The organism is Azospirillum brasilense (assembly GCF_022023855.1).
GTDB classification, from domain to species: Bacteria; Pseudomonadota; Alphaproteobacteria; order Azospirillales; family Azospirillaceae; genus Azospirillum; species Azospirillum brasilense_F.
In genome coordinates, this window is sequence record NZ_CP059449.1 from 1,050,324 (window position 1) to 1,069,781 (window position 19,458).

Annotated in this window: 16 protein-coding genes; 10 read left to right on the forward strand and 6 right to left on the reverse strand. The window is 69.1% G+C overall.

Features of this window, described 5'->3' with window-relative positions:
• Positions 1–215: 215 nt before the first annotated feature.
• Positions 216–1,205, forward strand: a complete 990-nt coding sequence (locus H1Q64_RS05020) for a 2-hydroxyacid dehydrogenase (protein ID WP_237904630.1) — start codon at positions 216–218, stop codon at positions 1,203–1,205.
• 18 nt (positions 1,206–1,223) lie between these two features.
• Here H1Q64_RS05020 and H1Q64_RS05025 read toward each other — a convergent pair whose 3' ends face one another.
• Together H1Q64_RS05025 and H1Q64_RS05030 are read right to left on the reverse strand one after the other, a co-directional pair.
• Positions 1,224–1,781: a Uma2 family endonuclease gene (locus H1Q64_RS05025; protein WP_237904631.1), complete on the reverse strand. Its 558-nt coding sequence runs from the start codon at positions 1,779–1,781 to the stop codon at positions 1,224–1,226.
• 58 nt (positions 1,782–1,839) lie between these two features.
• On the reverse strand, positions 1,840–4,524 hold the full coding sequence (locus H1Q64_RS05030; protein ID WP_237904632.1) for a bifunctional acetate--CoA ligase family protein/GNAT family N-acetyltransferase: 2,685 nt from the start codon (positions 4,522–4,524) through the stop codon (positions 1,840–1,842).
• Positions 4,525–4,822: 298 nt separating this feature from the next.
• Between H1Q64_RS05030 and H1Q64_RS05035 the strand changes: the two genes are divergently transcribed.
• On the forward strand, positions 4,823–5,764 hold the full coding sequence (locus H1Q64_RS05035; protein ID WP_237904633.1) for an L-lactate dehydrogenase: 942 nt from the start codon (positions 4,823–4,825) through the stop codon (positions 5,762–5,764).
• Positions 5,765–5,992: 228 nt separating this feature from the next.
• Positions 5,993–6,439 carry a hypothetical protein gene (locus tag H1Q64_RS05040; RefSeq protein WP_237904634.1) on the forward strand — a complete coding sequence of 149 codons (447 nt, stop codon included), beginning with the start codon at positions 5,993–5,995 and terminating at the stop codon, positions 6,437–6,439.
• Between the two features lie 186 nt (positions 6,440–6,625).
• Here H1Q64_RS05040 and ppa read toward each other — a convergent pair whose 3' ends face one another.
• On the reverse strand, positions 6,626–7,183 hold the full coding sequence (gene ppa / locus H1Q64_RS05045) for an inorganic diphosphatase (protein ID WP_014238824.1): 558 nt from the start codon (positions 7,181–7,183) through the stop codon (positions 6,626–6,628).
• Between the two features lie 148 nt (positions 7,184–7,331).
• Here ppa and H1Q64_RS05050 point away from each other — a divergent pair, with 148 nt between their 5' ends.
• A complete protein-coding gene (locus H1Q64_RS05050) occupies positions 7,332–9,140 on the forward strand; it encodes an extracellular solute-binding protein (RefSeq protein WP_237904635.1) in 1,809 nt (602 codons plus the stop codon).
• Here the strand turns inward: H1Q64_RS05050 and H1Q64_RS05055 are convergent.
• From H1Q64_RS05055 to H1Q64_RS05065, 3 genes are all read right to left on the reverse strand, one after another.
• Positions 9,095–9,826: an AAA family ATPase gene (locus H1Q64_RS05055; protein ID WP_237904636.1), complete on the reverse strand. Its 732-nt coding sequence runs from the start codon at positions 9,824–9,826 to the stop codon at positions 9,095–9,097. The two genes, H1Q64_RS05050 and H1Q64_RS05055, sit on opposite strands and share 46 nt — an antisense overlap.
• Before the next feature lie 121 nt (positions 9,827–9,947).
• Positions 9,948–11,489, reverse strand: a complete 1,542-nt coding sequence (gene ubiB / locus H1Q64_RS05060; protein ID WP_237904637.1) for a 2-polyprenylphenol 6-hydroxylase — start codon at positions 11,487–11,489, stop codon at positions 9,948–9,950.
• A gap of 4 nt (positions 11,490–11,493) precedes the next feature.
• The gene (locus H1Q64_RS05065; protein WP_079285102.1) at positions 11,494–12,303 is read right to left on the reverse strand and encodes a class I SAM-dependent methyltransferase; all 810 of its coding nucleotides are present in this window, start codon (positions 12,301–12,303) and stop codon (positions 11,494–11,496) included.
• Positions 12,304–12,452: 149 nt separating this feature from the next.
• Here H1Q64_RS05065 and H1Q64_RS05070 point away from each other — a divergent pair, with 149 nt between their 5' ends.
• From H1Q64_RS05070 to rpsT, 6 genes are all read left to right on the forward strand, one after another.
• Positions 12,453–14,345 (forward strand): tetratricopeptide repeat protein, encoded by a 1,893-nt coding sequence (locus tag H1Q64_RS05070; RefSeq protein ID WP_237904638.1) that lies wholly within the window; start codon positions 12,453–12,455, stop codon positions 14,343–14,345.
• Positions 14,346–14,408: 63 nt separating this feature from the next.
• A complete protein-coding gene (locus H1Q64_RS05075) occupies positions 14,409–16,430 on the forward strand; it encodes a tetratricopeptide repeat protein (RefSeq protein WP_237904639.1) in 2,022 nt (673 codons plus the stop codon).
• A 99-nt stretch (positions 16,431–16,529) separates the two neighbouring features.
• Positions 16,530–17,372: a bifunctional DNA-formamidopyrimidine glycosylase/DNA-(apurinic or apyrimidinic site) lyase gene (gene mutM / locus H1Q64_RS05080; RefSeq protein WP_237904640.1), complete on the forward strand. Its 843-nt coding sequence runs from the start codon at positions 16,530–16,532 to the stop codon at positions 17,370–17,372.
• Positions 17,373–17,386: 14 nt separating this feature from the next.
• Positions 17,387–17,866, forward strand: coding sequence for a hypothetical protein (locus H1Q64_RS05085; RefSeq protein ID WP_237904641.1), 480 nt, complete (start codon positions 17,387–17,389; stop codon positions 17,864–17,866).
• 79 nt (positions 17,867–17,945) lie between these two features.
• Complete coding sequence (locus tag H1Q64_RS05090; RefSeq protein WP_237904642.1) at positions 17,946–18,722, forward strand: enoyl-CoA hydratase; 777 nt, start codon at positions 17,946–17,948, stop codon at positions 18,720–18,722.
• 173 nt (positions 18,723–18,895) lie between these two features.
• Positions 18,896–19,156, forward strand: a complete 261-nt coding sequence (gene rpsT, locus H1Q64_RS05095; RefSeq protein ID WP_014238814.1) for a 30S ribosomal protein S20 — start codon at positions 18,896–18,898, stop codon at positions 19,154–19,156.
• The last annotated feature ends 302 nt before the right edge of the window (positions 19,157–19,458 follow it).

Below are 19,458 nucleotides of genomic sequence, written 5' to 3' on the forward strand. Positions count from 1 at the left end.
TGGAGATCGGAAGGATTTGAGTCGGAGGCACTATAATTAGGGGTAGCCGCCAGGAGCAAGCGCAAGGCGCGGGCGTGCGCGCGACGTCGGTTCTTGTCACATGGCGGGGCGGCTCATCAGGCTGGCCGCCGCGCCGAATCGTCACTGCCATCTGGACAGCTTCCCAACCGCTTGATAGGACAAGCGTCGGCCCGGAATGGGGGAGGCACCGTCCAATGACCGAAAAGAAGAAGCCGCTCGTCGTCGTCACCCGCAAATTGCCCGACGTCATCGAGACGCGGATGATGGAGCTGTTCGACGCACGGCTGAATTCCGACGACGAACCCTTGACCCACGCGCAGCTCATCGACGTGGCGCAGACGGCCGACGTGCTGGTTCCCACCGTCACCGACCGGATCGACCGCGAGGTGATCGAGAAGGCCGGGCCGCAGCTCCGCCTCATTGCCTCCTTCGGGACAGGCGTGGACCACATCGACCTGAAGGCGGCGCGGGAGCGCGGCATCAGCGTCACCAACACGCCGGGCGTCCTGACCGAGGATACGGCGGACATGACCATGGCCCTGCTGCTGGCGGTTGGCCGCCGGCTGGCGGAGGGCGAGCGGCTGGTCCGCTCCGGCCAATGGAAGGGTTGGGGGCCGACGACGATGCTCGGCCACCGCATCCAGGGCAAGCGGCTGGGCATCCTCGGCATGGGCCGCATCGGGCAGGCGCTGGCGCGCCGGGCGCGGGCCTTCGGCATGTCGATCCACTATCACAACCGCCGCCGCGTCTATCCGGACGTCGAGCAGGAGCTTGAGGCGACCTATTGGGACAGCTTGGACCAGATGCTGGCGCGCATGGACGTGGTGTCCATCAACTGCCCGCACACCCCGGCGACCTACCACCTGCTGTCGGAGCGCCGGCTGAAGTTGCTGCGCCCGCACTGCTTCATCGTCAACACCTCGCGCGGTGAGGTGATCGACGAGACGGCGCTGACCCGGATGCTGTCGAAGGGCGAGATCGCCGGGGCCGGCCTGGACGTGTTCGAGCATGAGCCGGCGGTGAACCCAAAGCTGCTGCGGCTCGACAACGTGGTCCTGCTGCCGCACATGGGCTCCGCCACCATTGAGGGCCGCATCGACATGGGCGAGAAGGTCATCATCAACATCAAGACCTTCGCGGACGGCCACGCCCCGCCCGACCGCGTCCTGGAAACGCTGCTGTAAGGCGGTGGGAGAGGGCGTCTAGAGGACGCCCTCATACAGGCTGGCCATGGGGATCTCGATCCCGACCGAGGGGAAGCGTAGCGTCCCGCTCCCGATGACGTCGCGGACGACCCAGCTCTGTTCGTCCTCGCGGTGCCACAGTTCGGCATAGCGCTTCGTCGAGTCGAGCAGCAGGATTTCCTGCACCGACGGGATTTCCCGGTAGATCGCCAGCTTTCGCCCACGGTCGAACTGCGCGGTGGAGGGCGACAGGATCTCGACGATGATCGTCGGGTCCGGCACCGGAACCATGCCGGGCTTCAAGGGCTGGCAAGTCACCGCGATGTCCGCCTGGAAATAGGTGTCCTCGTGGTCGGAAAGCCGAATGCCCGCTTCGGAAATGGTCCGGCACGGAGGACGGAGCCGCGTTCCAAGCTGAATCATGACCGCCGATGCCAAGGCGCCATGGGTCGCGGCGGGCGGCGCCATGGCGACAGGCTGGCCGCCGTCCAGCTCATAGCGCGTGTCGGTCCCGTCGTCCCAGACGAGGAACTCCTCCACGGTCATCGGGCGGGGTGCCGGATCGCTCATGCCCATGAGTATGGCCCTCTCCCTCGTCGCTTCCAAGTGGGCGCCACCCAAGGGGCCGCTGCGGTTATTCCGCGGCCAGCCCGCCGCCCAGCTCGATGCGGACCTCGACCACGCCGGGCTCGTCCAGGTTCTCCTTGCGGATGAAGCCGAGCGCGCGGCACATGCCGAGCATGCTGGTGTTCTCGCGCAGGACCTCGCCGTAGACCTCCTTGATCCCGCGGGAGCGGGCGTAATCCAGGATCTTGTTCATGAGCTGGTAGCCCAGCCCCTGGCCTTTCATGTCCGACCGCACCATCACGGCGTATTCGGCGCGCAGATTGTCGGGGTCGGCGGTGATGCGCACCACGCCGTACATGATGGTGTCGCCGGTCTCCGGGTCCGGCCCGACGGCGACCAGACCCATCTCGCGGTCATAGTCCATCTGGGTCAGGCGGGCGGCGGCCTGGTGCGACAGCCGCTTCAGCGGCGCGAAGAAGCGCAGCCGCAGATCCTCCTGCGTCTGGTTGGCCACCATGTGGTGCACCAGCGGCTCGTCTTCCGGCAGGATGGGGCGGACGACGAACTGGCGGCCGTCCTTGATGGTGATGCGGTCCTCCAGCCCCTTGGGATAGGGGCGGATGGCCAGACGCTTCGCGCCGGGCAGGGCCGGCACGCCGACCTTGATGCGGGCGTCCAGCGCCAGCACGCCTTCCGAGTCGGCGAGCAGCGGGTTGACGTCCAGCTCGGCGACCTCCGGGAAATCGACGATGAGCTGCGAGATCTTGTTCAGCGTCAACGCCACCGCTTCCAGATCGACCGCGGCGCGCGAACGGTAGCCCTGCAGCTGCCGCCAGATGCGGGTGCGGCCCATCAGCTCCGTCGCCAGCTTCATGTTCAGCGGCGGCAATGCCAGCGCGTAGTCCTCCACCACCTCCACCCCGATGCCGCCCTCGCCGAACAGCAGGACAGGGCCGAACAGCTCGTTCTCGGTCATGCCGACGATCAGCTCGTAGGCGTCGGCGCGCACCGCCATCTCCTGGACGGTGAAGCCCTCGATGCGGGCGTCGGGCACGGCCTCGCGCACGCGGGCCAGCATGGCCTCGGCCTCGGCCTTGACCTCCGCCGGCTCGGTCAGGTGCAACGCGACGCCGCCGACGTCCGACTTATGGGTGATGTCCGGCGACAGGATTTTCAGCGCCAGCGGCCCGCCAATCATCTCGGCGCAGTGGGCGGCCTCCTCCGGCGTGTCGGCGCGGCGGGTGTCCACCACCGGGACGCCGTAGGCGGCGAGCACGCGCTTGGCCTCATACTCGCTCAGCCAGTCGCGCTTCTCGGCGATGGCGCGGGAGATGATCTTGCGCACCGTGATGCCGTCGGGCTGGAAGTCCTCCGGCACCGACGGCGGCGTCTCCATCAGCAGCTCCTGGTTCCGGCGGTATTCCACCAGATGCAGGAAGGCGCGCACCGCGTGGCTGGGCGTGTCGTAGGTGGGGACGCGGTTGGCGGCGAACAGCTTGCGCGCCTCCGCCGCGGTGTTGTCGCCCAGCCAGCTCGTCAGCACCGGGTGCTTGCGCGTCTTGTTGGCGATCATGGTGTCGACCACGGCCTGCGCAGCGGCCAGCCCGTCGGTCACCGCGGTCGGGCAGTTCAGCACCAGAACGGCGTCGTTGTTGGGATCGGCCATCAAAGCGTTCAGCGCGTCGGCGTAGCGCTTGGGCGGGGCGTCGCCGCCGATGCGCAGCGGGTTGCGGGCGCTGCCGGCGCCCAGCGCCTTCTCCAGCGCGTCTATCGTCTCCGGCGCGAACTGGGCCAGCCGCCCGCCGGACAGGATCAGGCTGTCGGTCGCCATGACGCCCATGCCGCCGCCGTTGGTCAGGATGGCCAGCCGGTCGCCGGTGATCGGCGACCCGGTGCCCAGCGTGCCCACCGCGTCGAACAGCTCGTCCAGGCCGCTGACGCGCAGGATGCCGGCGCGGCGGAAGGCGGCGTCATAGACGGCGTCGGAGACCGCCAGCGCTCCGGTGTGGGAGGTGGAAGCCTCCAGCGCCTCGTCGGTGCGGCCGGACTTGATGACGATCACCGGCTTCTGGCGGGCGGCGGAGCGCGCCGCCGACATGAACTTCCGCGCGTCGCTGATGCTCTCGATGTAGAGCAGGATGGCGCGCACGTTGGCGTCGCCGGCCAGATAGTCCAGAAGGTCGCCGAAATCGACGTCCGCCTTGTCGCCCATCGAGATCAGATGCGAGAAGCCGATCCCCCGCGCCGTCGCCCAGTCGGCGATCGAGGTCACCACCATGGACGACTGCGCCACCAGCGCCACGTCGCCCTTCTTCGGGGTAACGTGGCCGAAGCTGGCGTTGAGCCCGCGGCCCGGCACCATGATGCCCAGGCTGTTGGGACCCAGGACGCGCATCAGGTGGGGCTTCGCCGCCTCGCGCAGGGTCTGGGTCTGCTCCTTGGAAAAGCCGCTGGAGATGACGATGGCCGCCTTGGTTCCGCGCTTGCCCAGCGCGTCGACGGTGGCCGGCACCGTGGCGGCGGGGGTGCAGATCACCGCCAGGTCCGGCGTGACCGGCAGATCGTCCACCGACTTGTAGGTCAGCACCCCCTCAACCGCGCGCTCGCCGGTCACCGGCATGATCGGGCCGTCGAACCCGGCGTTGAACAGGTTGCGGGCCACCACGGCGCCGATGGTGTTCGGCTTTCGGGTCGCCCCGATCAAAGCGATGGACGCGGGCTTGAACAGGCGGTCGAGGTTGCGAACGGTCATGGCCGGGTTCCGGGGGTTCGTCTCACACAGCAAGGCTCGAACAGCCGCCATTCCGCTAAAGATCGGACCGGGGCCGTCGAGTTGCAATCAGCGGTAAGGAGGCAATCGCAGGACGGGAACGCGACCGATCGCCGCTCATGTTGCGGTGCAACATACACATTGGTCATACCTTTGTACAGGCGCCCTTTGTCGCGCCCCCCTCCGAAGCGGATATCCCCGCCCCGCATCGGGGCTTGAGCGGGCGGGCGCGATGCTCCACCCTGTTGACCCTCAACGGAAAAAACAGGGAGCGGGTGCCATGAAGGTCGGGATCGTCGGGGCCGGCGCGGTGGGCGCCACGGCGGGATTCGCCATGGTGATGAGCGGTGCGGCCAGCGAGGTCGTGCTGGTCGACATGAACGAGAAACTGGCTGCGGCCCAGGCGCAGGACATCGCCCACGCCGTGCCCTTCGCCCGCGCTGCCCAGGTGCGCCACGGCGGCTATGCGGCGCTGGCCGGGGCCGGCGTGGTGGTGCTGGCCGCGGGCGTGGCGCAGCGGCCTGGCGAGACGCGCCTGCAGCTGCTGGAGCGCAACGCGGCGGTCTTCGGCGCCATCATTCCGGCGGTTCTGGCGGCGGCGCCCGACGCCATCCTACTGGTGGCGACCAACCCGCTGGACGTGATGACGCAGATCGCCACCCGCATCTCCGGCCTGCCGCCGTCGCGGGTGATCGGCTCCGGCACGATCCTCGACACCGCGCGGTTCCGCGCGCTGCTGGCCGATCGGCTGGGGGTGACGCCGAAGTCGGTGCACGCCCATGTGGTGGGTGAGCATGGCGATTCGGAAGTCCTGCTGTGGTCCGGCGCCACCGTGGCCTGCCTGCCGGTGGACCGCGGCGCCGAGCGGCTGAAGCGTCCCCTGACGGCGGAGGATCGCGCCGCCATCGACGATGGCGTACGCCGGGCCGCCTATCACATCATCGACGGCAAGGGCCACACCGCCTTCGGCATCGGCGGCGGCCTGTCGCGCATCGTGGCGGCCATCGCCGGGGACGAGCGGGCGGTGCTGACCTGCTCCATCCTCAACGACGAGGTGCTGGGGGTGCCGGACGTGGCGCTGTCGCTGCCGCGGGTGATCGGGGCGGGCGGCGTCCTGGAGACGGTGATGCCCGACCTGTCGGAGGAGGAGGCGGCGGCGCTGAAGCGCAGCGCGGAAATCCTGAAGGAGGCGGTGACCTCGGTGGAGAAGTCGCTGCCCTGACCGGGTGAGGGATTCTCGTCGGGCAACAGGGTTTTCACGGATTTCCCAGATTTCAGCACGGATTTCCCGGATGAATCCAATGTTCCCCGAAAGCTGTTGGGTCGGCCCCTCCACCCAACCTTCTTTGCGTCGTGGGGCAGGTTGGGTGGAGGAGCCAATTCGTGAGGGTTTTTTAACCCCAAGCGGGGTTGGGTATTGTCCTCAGATGCCATTGGAGTGAGCAGGACAATGCTGCGGGTTTTGGCTGCGCTTTTGGTGGCTCTTTATGCGAACGGAGCGTCCGCTGATGACGACGCGTCCAACAGAGAAGCGCATCTGGGACATATACTTTGCGCACGAACGGTAGCTGTATCTTTTGATGCGTTTTTTGATGCCTGCCAGTTGGAGGAGGAAAAAGACGTCCAGGAAAATATAAAGCGTAACATCGGCACGTTTGATAATTTCATACAGGAGAATTTTGGAATCTCATTAGATAAAATCAAGCCTCAGAAAGGAGATTTAAATGATGAATTGATCAGGATAAGAAGTTCGTTGGGGAATAATGGTTTTCAAAATTTGTGCATTCAGAGATTGGATCATATTAGAGAAAACGGCATAATAACGAAAATCAATAAAGAAATAACAGAAAGAGATTTGCGTGTGATGTCTAAGATCACTATTCCATCTTGTTTTTAGCCTAAATTAACATTAATCCAAAACATCATAAAGCATGGACAGATAAAAATCCGTGTCATCCGTGCCAAAATCCGAGAAATCCGTGTAGACACTGTTGTCCGCAAAAGTCCTGCCCCCGGCCCGCGTTGCAGGACCGGCCCCGCGGTGCGGAGCCGGTCCTTGCAACCCGTCCAGTCGAGAGGCGCGTCAGACCACCGGGCCGAGCTGGCCCTTGGTGGCGGCGGCGGCGCGCTCCATGCCTTCCTGGATCTTCTTGGCGGCTTCCTGCTCGTCGCCCCAGCGCAGGATCTTCACCCACTTGCCCTTTTCCAGATCCTTGTAGTGCTGGAAGAAGTGGGCGATCTGCTCGGTGGTGATCTCCGGCAGGTCCTTGTAGGACTTCACGTTGCTGTAGAACGGGTGCAGCTTGTCGACCGGAACGGCCAGCAGCTTCTCGTCCTCGCCGCCCTCGTCCTCCATAAACAGCACGCCGATCGGGCGCGAGCGCAGGACGGCGCCCGGGATGACCGAATGGCGGCCGACCACGCAGACGTCCACCGGGTCGCCGTCACCCGACAGGGTGTGCGGGATGAAGCCGTAGTTGCAGGGGTAGTACATGGCGGTGTGCAGGAAGCGGTCGACGAACATCGCGCCCGACTCCTTGTCGATCTCGTACTTCACCGGCTCGCCGCGCAACGGGATCTCGATGACCACGTTCACGTCCCACGGGGCGTTCTTGCCGACCGGAACCTTGCTGAGATCCATGGAAAACCATCCTTCGACTGCAAAAGCGGGTTGCGCTTGGTTGTGGACGCGGGCCAAAGCTCCCGGCGCCGCGCGCGCGGAGTTTAGGCAGATGCGGGCATAAGTCAAAGCCACTTGCGCAGGTGCGGCAAAGGGACGAGCCTTCGCCATGCCCTGCATCCTCTTTGCGCTGCTCTGTCTCGCCTTTTTTCCCCTTGCGGCACGGGCCGATCCCCCCGCGAAGGCTGTCCACGCCATCGCCATGCATGGCGACCCCGCCTATCCGCCGGATTTCGCGCATTTCGCCTACGTCGACCCCGACGCGCCGAAGGGCGGCACGCTGCGCCAAGCGGTGACCGGCGGCTTCGACACGCTGAACCCCCATGTGGTAAAGGGCGTGCCGGCTCTGGGGCTTAGTTTCGTTTTCGAAACGATGATGGCGCGTTCGTGGGACGAGCCCTTCTCGCTCTACGGCCTGCTGGCCGAGAGCCTGGAGGTGCCGGAGGACCGCGGCGCCGCCGTCTTCCACCTGAACCCCGCAGCGCGCTGGCACGACGGGACGCCGGTGACCGCCGCCGACGTGCTGTTCTCGCTGGAGGTCCAGCGCGCCCACGGCACGCCGAACCGCCGCCAATATTACGCCAAGGTGGCGAGCGCCGAGGCGCCGGACGACCGCACCGTCCGCTTCGTCTTCGCCCCCGGCCCGGACGGGCGTTTCGACCGAGAGATGCCGCTGCTGATGGGGCTGATGCCGATCCACGCCAAGGCGTGGTGGGCGGGGCGGGACTTCGCCGCCACGACGCTCGACCCGCCGCTGGGCAGCGGCCCCTACCGGGTCAAACAGGCGGAGGCCGGACGGCACGTCGTCTACGAGCGGGTGGCCGATTACTGGGGGCGGGACCTGCCGTCGCGGCGCGGGCTGTTCAATTTCGATGCGCTGGATTTCACCTATTTCCGCGACGACTCGGTCGCTCTGGAGGCCTTCCTGGCCGGGCAGGGCGACGTGCGGCGCGAATCCGACCCCGCCAAATGGGCCACCGGCTACGACGGCCCGGCGCTCCGCGCGGGGCGGATCGTGCTGGAGGAATTGCCGCACCGCCGTCCGGAGTTCGCCCGCGGCCTGATCTTCAACACCCGCCGTCCCCCGTTCCAGGACATCCGGGTGCGGCGGGCGCTGGGTCTCGCCACCGATTTCGCCTGGATCGGCAAGACGCTGTTCCACGGCGCGCTGGTCCGCACCACGAGCTATTACCCGAACTCCGAACTGGCGGCGGAGGGCCTGCCGGGGCCGGAGGAGCGGGCGGTGCTGGAGCCCTTCCGCGACCGTCTGCCGCCGGCGCTGTTCACCGAGCCCTTCACCCTGCCGCACACCGACGGCAGCGGCCCGGCGGGGGCGCGGGGCAACCTGCGCGAGGCGCTGCGCCTGCTGGCCGAGGCCGGCTGGCGGGTGAGCGGTGGGCGGCTGACCAACGGGGCGGGACGTCCCTTCGCCTTCGAAATCCTGCTGGGCAACCCGGCGGACGAGCGGGTGGCGCTGGAATACGCCCGCTCGTTGGAGCGGCTCGGCATCGCCGCCACGGTGCGCACGGTGGACAACGCGCAGTATCAGGGGCGGCTTGATCATTTCGATTTCGACATGACCCTGCGCTGGTGGATCTCCAGCCTCTCGCCGGGCAACGAGCAGCTTTATTATTACGGCTCCGAGGCGGCGGACCAGCCGGGCAGCCGCAACTATCCCGGCATCCGCGACCCGGTGGTGGACGCTGTCGCCGCCTCCATTGCCGAGGCGCGGACGCGCGCCGACCTCGTGGCCCGCGTCCGCGCGCTCGACCGGGTGCTGCAGTGGGGCCACTACATGGTGCCGCTGTTCCACAGCCCGGCCGACCGCATGGCCCGCTGGTCGCGGTTGAAGCACCCGGAGGCGACGCCCCTCTACGGCCCGCTGGTCGAATCCTGGTGGATCGCGGAGGGCGGCTGAGCCTCCCCATGCCCGCCATGGACCCGGTAGGCGTGCAGGATCACATCGACCACGGCGTCCAGATCGGTGAAGCGGTCGGTGTTGACGATCAGGTCGTACTGCAGCGGATCGCCGTTGGAGATCTTGAAGAACTCCTTGAAATACTTGGCGCGGGCGGCGTTGACCCGCTGCACCTCGTGCAGCGCGTCGGCGACCTTGGCGGGATCGCCGCCGGCCAGCCGCGCGGCGCAGACCTCGTCCGATCCGACGATGCGGACGCGGAAGCGCGGCGCCCCGCGCAGCAGCAGATGCGCCCCGCGCCCGACGATCACCCCGCCGCGGAAGGCGATGCCGTTGACCACGCGGGTCAGCAGCCGCTGGTACTCGGTCAGCGGGTCGTGCAGCCCCATCAGGCTGGCGTAGAGGAACATTCCCGCCCGCCCCGGCAGCTTCTCGTCGAGCTGGCGCATCAGCGCGGGATCGGAGGTGGCCGTCGCCACCACGGCGTCGAGAATTTCCTTGTCGAAGCAGGGCACCCCCAGCGACTCGGCGAGCTTCGCCGCGATCTCCTCGCCGCCGGTCCCGTGCTCGCGGGCGATGGTGACGACGGGGGGCGGGGACTCCAACGGACCGGAGCGGACCCGGTGCGGGTGAAGCTGGTCGGTTCGGATGTAGGTCAGAAGCGCCTGGAATTCGTCGCGGGCCATGGCTCCCCTCCGCGAACGGTTGCGACGGTTCCAGTGTCCGGCTGGGCGGTGGCGGGGTCAACCACGCCCAAGGGGGAGGGGCACGCCGCCGCACCCCTTTCGCGCGCCGCCGAAAAGGACCCTACAGCACCCGGACCGCGATCACCGTCAGCAGGACGACGATGATCCACAGGGCGATACGTTCGCTGATCCGGCGTTCCACCCAGCGGTCGAGCATGTGCTTGATCGAATGGGGGTGCAGGCGCAGGCCGCCGTCGGCCAGTTCGGCGGCGGCGCGTTCGGCCTGGTTCACCAGCCGGGGCAGGCGGCGCACCGTCGACACCACGGCCTCCAGATCGTCGAGAATCTGGGCCTCCGGCCCGCGGTTCTCGCGCATCCAGTCCTCGATCAGCGGGCGCGCCAGTTCCCACATGTTGATGTCGGGGTTCAGGATGCGGCCCACCCCCTCCGCCGTCAGCATGCTCTTCTGGAGCAGGAGGAGCTGCGGCTGGGTCTCCATCTCGAACTGCTCGGTCACCGCGAAGAGCTGGGCGAGCAGCCGGCCGACGGAAATCTCGCTCAGCGGCTTGTTCTGCAACGGCTCGCCGATGGCGCGGCAGGCCTGGGTGAAGACCTCGATCGACTGGTGGCGGGGGACGTAGCCCGCCTCGAAATGCACCACCGCGACGCGGCGGTAGTCGCCGGTCAGGAAGCCGATCAGCATGTCGGCGAGGTAGGTCCGCGTCGCCCGGTCCAGCCGGCCCATGATGCCGAAATCGACGGCGGTGATGTTGCCGTCCTGGGTGACGAACAGGTTGCCGGGGTGCAGGTCGGCGTGGAAGAAGCCGTCGCGGAACACCTGGTTGAAGAAGCTGGCCGAGGCCTTCGCCAGGATCTCGTCGCGGTCGAAGCCGGCGGCGTCGAGCCTTTCCGACTCGTCCACCTTGAAGCCGCGGATGCGCTCCAGCGTCAGGACGCGGCGCGCCGTGCGGTCCCAGTCGATGGCCGGGACGTTGAAGGTGGGGTCGTCCTTGAAGTTGTCGCCCAGCTCCGACGCTGCCGCGGCTTCCATCCGCAGCTCCATCTCCAGGCGGGAGGTGCGGGCGAAGGTGTCCACCACCTCGCGCGGGCGCAGCCGCTTCAGCTTGGGCATGACCAGGACGGCCAGCTCGGCCAGCCAGTAGAACAGGTCGATGTCCCGCTCGAAGGCGTTCTCGATGCCCGGCCGCAGAACCTTCACCGCGACCTCCCGCCCCTCGGCGGTGACGGCGAAATGCACCTGCGCGATGGAGGCGGCGGCGACCGGCGCCTCGTCGAAGCTGCGGAACAGCGTCCCGATGGGGGCGCCCAGCTCCTCTTCGACGATGGCGCGGGCCTGTGATCCCGGGAAGGGCGGCAGCTTGTCCTGAAGCTCGGCCAGATCGAGCGCCATCCGCTCGCCGACGAGGTCGGAGCGGGTGGACAGCAGCTGCCCCAGCTTGATGTAGGTCGGCCCCAGGTCGGCCAGCGCGCGGGCCAGCCGCTGGCCGACGCGGCCCGGCTCCTTGGCGTTGCCGACCCAGCGCCAGAACAGCGCGAAGCCGGGGGCGGTCTGCGGCAGCGTTTCCGGCAGCGCGTTGTAGCGCGCCAGCGTGCGGCCGATCACGAAGAGGCGGCCGATGTTTCGGGCGGTCCGGAACAGCATCCGGTCAGATCCGCCAGCCGGAATGGATGGCGGCGATGCCGCCCGTCAGGTTGCGCACGCGCACCGCGCCGAAGCCGGCGGCCTCGATGCGCTTGACCATGGCCTGCTGCTCGGGGAAGCGGCGGATGCTCTCCGCCAGATAGCGGTAGCTGTCCTCGTCCCCGGCCACCATGCGGCCGAGCCGCGGCAGGACCTGGAAGGAATAGACGTCGTAGATCTCGCGCAGGACCGGAAGGACCACGTGGCTGAACTCCAGGCAGAAGAACTTTCCGCCGGGCTTCAACACGCGGCGCGCCTCGGAAAGCGCGGCGTCGATGCGCGTGACGTTGCGCAGGCCGAACGCAATCGTATAGGCGTCCACCGAACGGGAGGCGATGGGCAGCCTTTCGGCGTCGCCGACCGTCCAGTTCACGCCGGTCAGCAGGTTGCGGTCGTAGGAGCGGTCGCGCCCGACGCGGACCATCGACTCGGTGATGTCGCAGACCACGGCCCGCCCGCCGCCGCGCTCCAGGAAGCGGAAGGCGATGTCGCCGGTGCCGCCCGCCACGTCCAGCAGCGTCATGTCGGCGCGCGGCGCCACCATCTCCATCAGCGTGTCCTTCCACAGCCGGTGGATGCCGCCCGACATCAGGTCGTTCATCAGGTCGTAGCGCCCGGCCACGCTGTCAAAGACGGCGCGGACGAGGCCGGACTTGGCGTCGGGATCGACGGGGCGGTAGCCGAACCAGTTCCCTTCGGCCCCGGCGGACACGCCGGTGGCCTGGGCGGGAGCTGCGGGCTGGGACGGGGCGGAGGGGGTGCGCGGATCGGTCATGGCGCGCAACATAGCGCGCGGTCTGGGCTTGCGCCAGCCGGGGCGTTGCCGTGACGCACCTCCGGGACGCGGTTTTTGCGGGCTTGACCCCGTGCCCCGCCTTCGCCACCGTGCCCCCAGGCGGAAGACGGGGGGACTGACGGGGGACCATGGCCACGCTGCAGGAAGCCCTGCTGATCGCCTTCGACCTCCAGCGGGAGGGGCGCTTCGCCGAGGCCGACTCGGTCTACGGGCAAATCCTCGACGCCGTTCCCGGCCACCCGCCGGCCCTTCATCTGCGCGGCCTCCTCCTCGCCCAATGCGGGCGGCTGGAGGAGGGCTGCGCGCTGGTCGGGCAGGCCATCGCCGGGGATGAAGGCCAGCCCGACATGCACGCCAACCACGCCAACCTGCTGGAAGCGCTGGGCCGCTTCGGCGCGGCGGCGGCGGCGCTGGCCCGCGCTGCCGCCCTCGATCCGGAGCGTGTGGCGCTTCTCAACAATTTCGCGGTGCGCCGGCTGGCTGCCGACGATCCGGCCGCGGCGGAACAGGCCCTGCGCGTGGCGGTGGACCTTCAGCCGGGGCTGGCCGATCCGCGCATCAACCGCGCCCAGGCGTTGGATGCGCTGGGACGGACGGACGAGGCGCTGGCCCAGCGGCGGATCGCCGCGCTGCTGGTGCCGGACGACGCCGGCTTGCTGGGGGCGCTGGCCCTGTGGCCCGACGCCGCGGAAGCCGACCTGCGCCGCGCCCTGCGGCTCGACCCGGAACGGGCGGAGCTGTGGAACCGGCTGGGGGCGTGGCGGAAGGACCGCGGCGCGCTGTCTTCGGCCCGCAGCGCCTATGAGCGCGGTCTGGCGCTGGACCCCGCCGACGCCGCGCTGTGGAACAACCGGGCCAACGTGCGGAAGGGGCAGGGCGATCCGGGCGGCGCGCGGGACGCCCTGCGGCGTGCGGCGGCGCTCCAGCCGGAATCGGCGGCCATCCGCAACAATCTCGCCGACGCCCACACGCTCTGCGGCGACCCGGCGGCGGCGCTGGCCGAGGCGGAGGCGGCGCTCGCCCGCGACCCCGCCCTGGCCGACGCGCGGCTGGCGCGGGCCGCGGCGCTGCTGGCGCTCGGGCGCTTCGCCGAGGGCTGGGATGCCTGGGAGGACCGCTGGTCCGCCGAACCCTGGTGCCGCACCGCCGGGCGCTTCCCACAGCCGCTGTGGACGGGCCAGCCGCTCCGCGACGGACGGCTGCTCGTCTGGGGGGAGCAGGGGGTCGGCGACGAGCTGATGTTCGCCACGATGCTCCCGTTGTTGACGCAATCGTCAACAGATAAGACGCAATCATCAACAGGCGCTTTGGCGGGCTGCCTGTTGGAATGCGACGCCCGGCTGGCGCCGCTGTTCGCCCGCGCTCTGCCGGGAGTGGAGGTGGTGCCGCGCGGCCCGGTGCCGGTCCCGCGCCTGTCCGCCCCGGACATCGCCGCGCAGATCCCCTCGGGCAGCCTGCCGCGCCTGCTGCTGCGCGGCGAGGAGGATTTTCGCCGGCTGCGCCCCATCCTGGCCGCCGACCCGGCGCGGGCGCCGGCGGTTCGGCGGGGTGGTGGGCGGCCTCTGGTCGGCATCGCCTGGCACACCACCAATCCGAAATGGGGACGCCTGCGCAACGTGCCGCCGGCCGATCTGGCGCGCGCTCTGCACGCCGCGGGCGCCGACATGGTGGTGCTGCAGTACGGCGACTGCGCGGGGGAAGTGGCCGCGCTGGCGGCGGAGGGCATCGCCATCACGCTGCCGCCCGGGCTGGACCGCAAGGACGACCTGGACGGGCTGGCCGCGCAAATCGCCGCCACCGACCTCGTCGTCACCATCGACAACGCCACCGCCCATCTCGCCGGCGCGCTGGGGCATCCGGTCTGGGTGCTGCTGTCCCATGCGGCGGACTGGCGCTGGCTGGTCGGCCGGGACGACTCACCCTGGTACCCCTCGGCCCGCCTGTTCCGTCAGCCGGCGGCGGGGGACTGGCGGACGCCGCTGGACGCCGTGACCGACCGGCTGCGCGCGCTTTTCCGGTAGCTCTGCTACCCTTCGCGTCCTCCCACCCCTTCACTTCCTCCTCCCACGGCCCGGCACGGAAACATGGCGACAATCGCGGAAGCCCTGGCCATCGCCTTCGACCACCACGAGTCAGGCCGTCTGGCCGAGGCCGAAATCCTCTACGGCCGCATCCTCGACGCCGATCCCCATCAGGCGACCGCTCTGCATCTGCTGGGCGTGCTCTACGGCCAGACGGACCGGCCGAAACTGGCCGCGGCGCTGTTCGTGGGGGCCATCGGGCTGGCTCCGGACAATCCGGGCCTGCGCTACGACCTCGCCCGCGTCCGGCTGATCCTGGAGGACGGGGAGGGGGCGGTGGCCGCCCTGCGGCGGACGCTGGCGCTCCAGCCCGACCACGCGGCAGCGCTGTTCCAGCTCGCCCTGGCCTGCCGCGGCGTCGGGCGGTACGACGAGTCGCTGCTGGTGCTGGAACGGCTCCTGATGCTCCAGCCCGACAGCCTGGAGGCGCGCTACCTCGCCGACCGGGCGGTGGAGCGGGAGGGGCGGGAGCTTCTTGACGGAGGGGAGGTCGGGCAGGCGGTGGCGCGGCTCACCCGCCCGGTGGCGGAGGCGGTGGGGGTGCCGCTCCTCTCCGCCCGCGCCGCCGCGCTCTACCGCGATGGCCGGGTGGAGGAGGCCGCCCGGCTGTTCCGCGGGCTGCTGGCCGCACGTCCGGCGGAGGCCCTGGCGCTGTGGAACCTGTCGCTGTGCCGGCTCGACGGGCGCGACGCGGCGGCGGCGGAGCGGCTGGCCCGCCGGGCGCGCGCCCTGGCCCCGCAGGAGGCGGAGGGCCACGCCAAGCTCGGGCTGGCGCTGGCCGCCCAGGGGCGGCGGGAGGAGGCGCTGGCCGCCAGCCGCGCGGCGCTGGCATGCGATCCGGCGCACGCACCGTCCCTGTCCAACCTCGGCGCGCTGACCATCCAGATCGGGGAGGACGCGCAGGCCCTGCGGCTGGCCGAGCGGGCGTTGCGGCTGGCCCAGGATCTGGGCGAGGCCCAGGTCGTCCGTGGCGATGCACTCGTTCATCTCGGCCGCCCGCGGGACGCGGAGGAGGCCTTCCGTGGCGCCCTGCGGGTGGCGCCGCAACTGACCGTCGCCCACTGGAATCTGGCCCATCTGCTGCTGCGGCTGGGCGATTACGCCGCCGGCTGGGCGGAATACGAGTGGCGCTGGCGGAGCGAGGCCCTGGCCGGGCAGCGCCGCCCCTTCCGCCAGCCGCTCTGGGACGGCACCGATTTGGCGGGGCGCACCATCCTGGTCCATGCGGAGCAAGGGCTGGGCGACACGATCCAGTTCATCCGCTTTCTGGATCACGTGCTGCAGGCCGCTCCGGCGCGCGTCCATCTGGAGGCGCACGGCCCTCTCCTGCCGCTGCTGGAGCGCAACACCGATCCGGCGCGGGTGACGGTGATCCCGCGCGCTCCCGACTTTCCGGGCGTAAGCGGCTTGCCCGACACCGACGTCCAGATTCCGCTGATGAGCCTCGCCGGCCTGTTCTGCCCGAGCCTGGAGGCGATCCCCGCCCGCGTGCCCTATCTGCGTCCCGATCCGCGGCGCGTCGCCGCCTGGAGCGAGCGGCTGGTGGAGGGGCCGGGGCCGCGGGTCGGGCTGGTCTGGGCGGGCAACCCGTCCTTTCACGGCGACGCCCAGCGCTCGCCCCGGCTGGCCGGGCTGCGGCCGGTGCTGGACGTGCCGGGCGTGCGCTTCTTCGGGCTTCAGAAAGGGCCGGGGCGGGAGGATCTGGAAGGGGTGGCGATGCCACCCTCCTTCACCGATCTGGGGCCGGACATCGCCGATTTCGCCGACACCGCGGCGATCATGAGCAACCTCGACCTCGTGATCTCCTCCTGCACCGGCCCGGCCCATCTGGCCGGGGCGCTGGGGGTGCCGGTGTGGATCGTGCTTCCGCACGCGCCGGATTGGCGTTGGTTGATGGGGCGGGAGGACAGCCCCTGGTATCCCACTGCCCGCCTGTTCCGCCAGACGCGCGTCGGCGACTGGTCCGGCCCGGCGGAGGCGGTAGCGCGCGCCTTGCGGGGGCTGGTGGACGGCTCGGAGGGCTGAGGGCGCCATCCATTCGCCGCCACGGGTGCCCGCTCCCCGACGAGCCTCAATCGGTGCCCCTTGCGTCAACCGGCGCTTCCCACCATCCTCCTTGCCATCATGCCCGAACTTCCCGAAGTCGAAACCGTCTGCCGTGGCCTCGCCCCACATCTGGAGGGGCGGACTCTCGTCCAGGTGCTCCAGCGCCGCGCCAACCTGCGCGTTCCCTTTCCAGACGGCTTCTGCGAGCGGCTGACCGGGCGCCGCGTCGAGTCGGTGCGCCGCCGTGCCAAGTACATCCTGGTCCATCTCGACGACGGGACGGTGCTGATCGCCCATCTCGGCATGTCGGGCCGCATGATCATCGCGCCGGAGCGGCCCGCCGCCTGGGGCGCCCACGACCATGTCGTGCTGGAGACCGACGCCGGGACGGTGGTGACCTTCAACGACGCCCGCCGCTTCGGCCTGATGGACCTCGCCACGGCGGAGACGCTCGCTGAGCATCCGCTGCTGCGCGCGTTGGGGCCGGAGCCGCTGGGCAACGCCTTCTCCGGGCCGGTGCTGGCCGCGCGGCTGGCCGGACGGATGACCAGCATCAAGGCTGCCCTGCTGGACCAGAGCGTGGTCGCCGGGCTCGGCAACATCTACGTGTCGGAGGCGCTGTTCCTCGCCCGCCTCAGCCCCACGCGCATCGCCGCCACGGTGACCGGCGCCAAGGCGGAGCGGCTGGCGACGGCGATCCGCTCGGTGCTGGAGCGGGCTATCGCCGCGGGTGGGTCGTCCTTGCGCGACTACCGGCAGGCGTCGGGGGAACTCGGCTATTTCCAGCACCAGTTCTCGGTCTACGACCGCGAGGGCGCGCCCTGTCCGGGCTGCAGCTGCGACGTGGCGAAGACGGGGGGTGTCCGCCGGATCGTCCAGGCGGGCCGTTCGACTTTCTATTGTCCGCAACGCCAGCGTTGATATAGGTGGAAGGTATGACGGCTCCATCGGCCACCGCGAGGGCGACGCTCGCCGCCCTCCTCCTCCTCGCCGGCCCCGCCCTTGCGGGTCTGGCCGGGGTTCCATTGCCCGCAACCTCGTCCGCCTGGGCCGCCGACCCCAGCCGCTACGTCGAAGGCATGGGGGACGTGCCGGTCATGCCGGGCCTCGCCCCCGCCGAGGAGGCGCCGCTGGTCTTCGACAAGCCCGCCGGACGCATCGCGCAGTCCGTCATGGCGGGCGCCATGGACCGGAACGCGGTCCTGTCCTTCTACAACCAGACCATGCCGCAGCTCGGCTGGAGCCGCGCCCCGCAACGGGCGGGCGGAAGTGCCAGTTTCCTGCGGGAGGGCGAGGAGCTGCGCCTGGAATTCGTCGAGCCGGCCCCCACCACCAACGTGAGGGCCACCGCCGCGAGGGCCACCGTCCAGAAGGCGGCGGCCACGGTGGTCCGCTTCTCGCTGATTCCGCGCTGATCCTCCAAACGAGACCAAGAGCAAACCAGAAGCACCCCCGCCCGGAGCGAGGGGGCAAACCACGGGAGCCTGCTGCATCATGCCGTACGAAACCATTCTCGTCGAAACCCGCGGACCGGTCGGGCTCGTCACGCTGAACCGGCCCAAGGCGCTGAACGCGCTGTCCGACCTGCTGGTGACCGAGCTGGGCCAAGCGCTGGACGCGCTGGAGGCCGACGACTCCGTCGGCGCCATCGTGGTCACGGGTTCGGAGAAGGCCTTCGCCGCCGGCGCCGACATCAAGGAGATGCAGAACTTCTCCTACATGGACGTCTACAAGGCCAACTTCATCACCGCCAAGTGGGAGCGGCTGGCCAAGTGCCGCAAGCCGACCATCGCCGCGGTCGCCGGCTACGCGCTGGGCGGCGGCTGCGAGCTGGCGATGATGGCCGACTTCATCCTGGCCGCCGACACCGCCAAGTTCGGCCAGCCGGAAATCACCATCGGCACCATCCCCGGCGCCGGCGGCACTCAGCGCCTGACCCGCTTCGTCGGCAAGTCCAAGGCCATGGAGATGTGCCTGACCGGCCGCCTGATGGACGCCGCCGAGGCCGAGCGCGCCGGCCTCGTCAGCCGCATCGTGCCGGCGGTGGATCTGGTGGACGAGGCGGTGCGGGTCGCCGAGAAGATCGCCAAGCTCTCGCGCCCGGTCGTCATGATGGCCAAGGACGCCGTCAACGCCGCCTATGAGACCACCATGTCGGAAGGCATCCGGGTCGAGCGCCGAATCTTCCACGCCACCTTCGCCGTCGAAGACCAGAAGGAAGGCATGGCCGCCTTTGCCGAGAAGCGTCAGCCGGATTGGAAGCATCGCTGACATCCCCCGACTCCTCCCCCGTATCTAGCGGGGGAGGACCAGAAATCCGTCAAGATCTCGTAATCTTTCCTTTGCCGAAAAACAGTGTTGGACGGTGCCTTGACTCTCATTCGGCTGGAGCGTATAAGGCCCCCTCGCACTGGGACAGGCGTGTCGTCCGGAGTAGGGTTTTCATGGCCAATCATAAGTCTGCTGAAAAGCGCATTCGTCAAACCGCGCGTCGTACGGAGATCAACCGTAACCGCGTCAGCCGTATCCGCACCTTCGTGAAGAAGGTCGAGACGGCGATCTCGTCCGGCAACAAGGCTGAAGCCGCTGAGGCTTTCAAGGCCGCGCAGCCGGAAATGATGCGTGGAGCCTCCAAGGGCGTTCTGCACAAGAACACCGTGTCGCGCAAGCTGTCGCGCCTGTCGGCCCGCATCAAGGCTCTCTGAGTTTACTCGGCGTTATAAAGCCGCGCACCAGGTCTGGGCGCGGCTTTTTGCGTTTTTGATAAGTACAGTCTCCGTTCTTTCCGAGTCCTCCGGCAGAACTCCGGTGGGACAGGGGATCGCGGCTGTTGGATGGCGAGTCGCCTCCGGCGGTCCTGGTCTTTGGCAAAGGCAGGGGCGGGTTTCGGAAACGCTGCGTGATTTTTGCCGCAGTCCGGACCGTTCGCTTTCTGTCCTATTGCCACGGCGAGGGCGGCTGATTAGACTTTCCTTCCGTTGGGAATGACGCACCGATGTCGTCTTTG

Excerpts from the sequence above, each read along its gene's own strand:
- H1Q64_RS05035 (WP_237904633.1), top strand. The coding sequence starts at position 4,823 with ATGAAGGTCGGGATCGTCGGGGCCGGCGCGGTGGGCGCCACGGCGGGA.
- H1Q64_RS05055 (WP_237904636.1), bottom strand. The coding sequence starts at position 9,826 with ATGGCCCGCGACGAATTCCAGGCGCTTCTGACCTACATCCGAACCGAC.
- H1Q64_RS05030 (WP_237904632.1), bottom strand. The coding sequence starts at position 4,524 with ATGACCGTTCGCAACCTCGACCGCCTGTTCAAGCCCGCGTCCATCGCT.
- H1Q64_RS05050 (WP_237904635.1), top strand. The coding sequence starts at position 7,332 with ATGCCCTGCATCCTCTTTGCGCTGCTCTGTCTCGCCTTTTTTCCCCTT.
- H1Q64_RS05085 (WP_237904641.1), top strand. The coding sequence starts at position 17,387 with ATGACGGCTCCATCGGCCACCGCGAGGGCGACGCTCGCCGCCCTCCTC.
- H1Q64_RS05090 (WP_237904642.1), top strand. The coding sequence starts at position 17,946 with ATGCCGTACGAAACCATTCTCGTCGAAACCCGCGGACCGGTCGGGCTC.
- H1Q64_RS05065 (WP_079285102.1), bottom strand. The coding sequence starts at position 12,303 with ATGACCGATCCGCGCACCCCCTCCGCCCCGTCCCAGCCCGCAGCTCCC.
- H1Q64_RS05020 (WP_237904630.1), top strand. The coding sequence starts at position 216 with ATGACCGAAAAGAAGAAGCCGCTCGTCGTCGTCACCCGCAAATTGCCC.
- ubiB (WP_237904637.1), bottom strand. The coding sequence starts at position 11,489 with ATGCTGTTCCGGACCGCCCGAAACATCGGCCGCCTCTTCGTGATCGGC.
- mutM (WP_237904640.1), top strand. The coding sequence starts at position 16,530 with ATGCCCGAACTTCCCGAAGTCGAAACCGTCTGCCGTGGCCTCGCCCCA.
- H1Q64_RS05075 (WP_237904639.1), top strand. The coding sequence starts at position 14,409 with ATGGCGACAATCGCGGAAGCCCTGGCCATCGCCTTCGACCACCACGAG.
- rpsT (WP_014238814.1), top strand. The coding sequence starts at position 18,896 with ATGGCCAATCATAAGTCTGCTGAAAAGCGCATTCGTCAAACCGCGCGT.
- H1Q64_RS05040 (WP_237904634.1), top strand. The coding sequence starts at position 5,993 with ATGCTGCGGGTTTTGGCTGCGCTTTTGGTGGCTCTTTATGCGAACGGA.
- ppa (WP_014238824.1), bottom strand. The coding sequence starts at position 7,183 with ATGGATCTCAGCAAGGTTCCGGTCGGCAAGAACGCCCCGTGGGACGTG.
- H1Q64_RS05070 (WP_237904638.1), top strand. The coding sequence starts at position 12,453 with ATGGCCACGCTGCAGGAAGCCCTGCTGATCGCCTTCGACCTCCAGCGG.
- H1Q64_RS05025 (WP_237904631.1), bottom strand. The coding sequence starts at position 1,781 with ATGGGCATGAGCGATCCGGCACCCCGCCCGATGACCGTGGAGGAGTTC.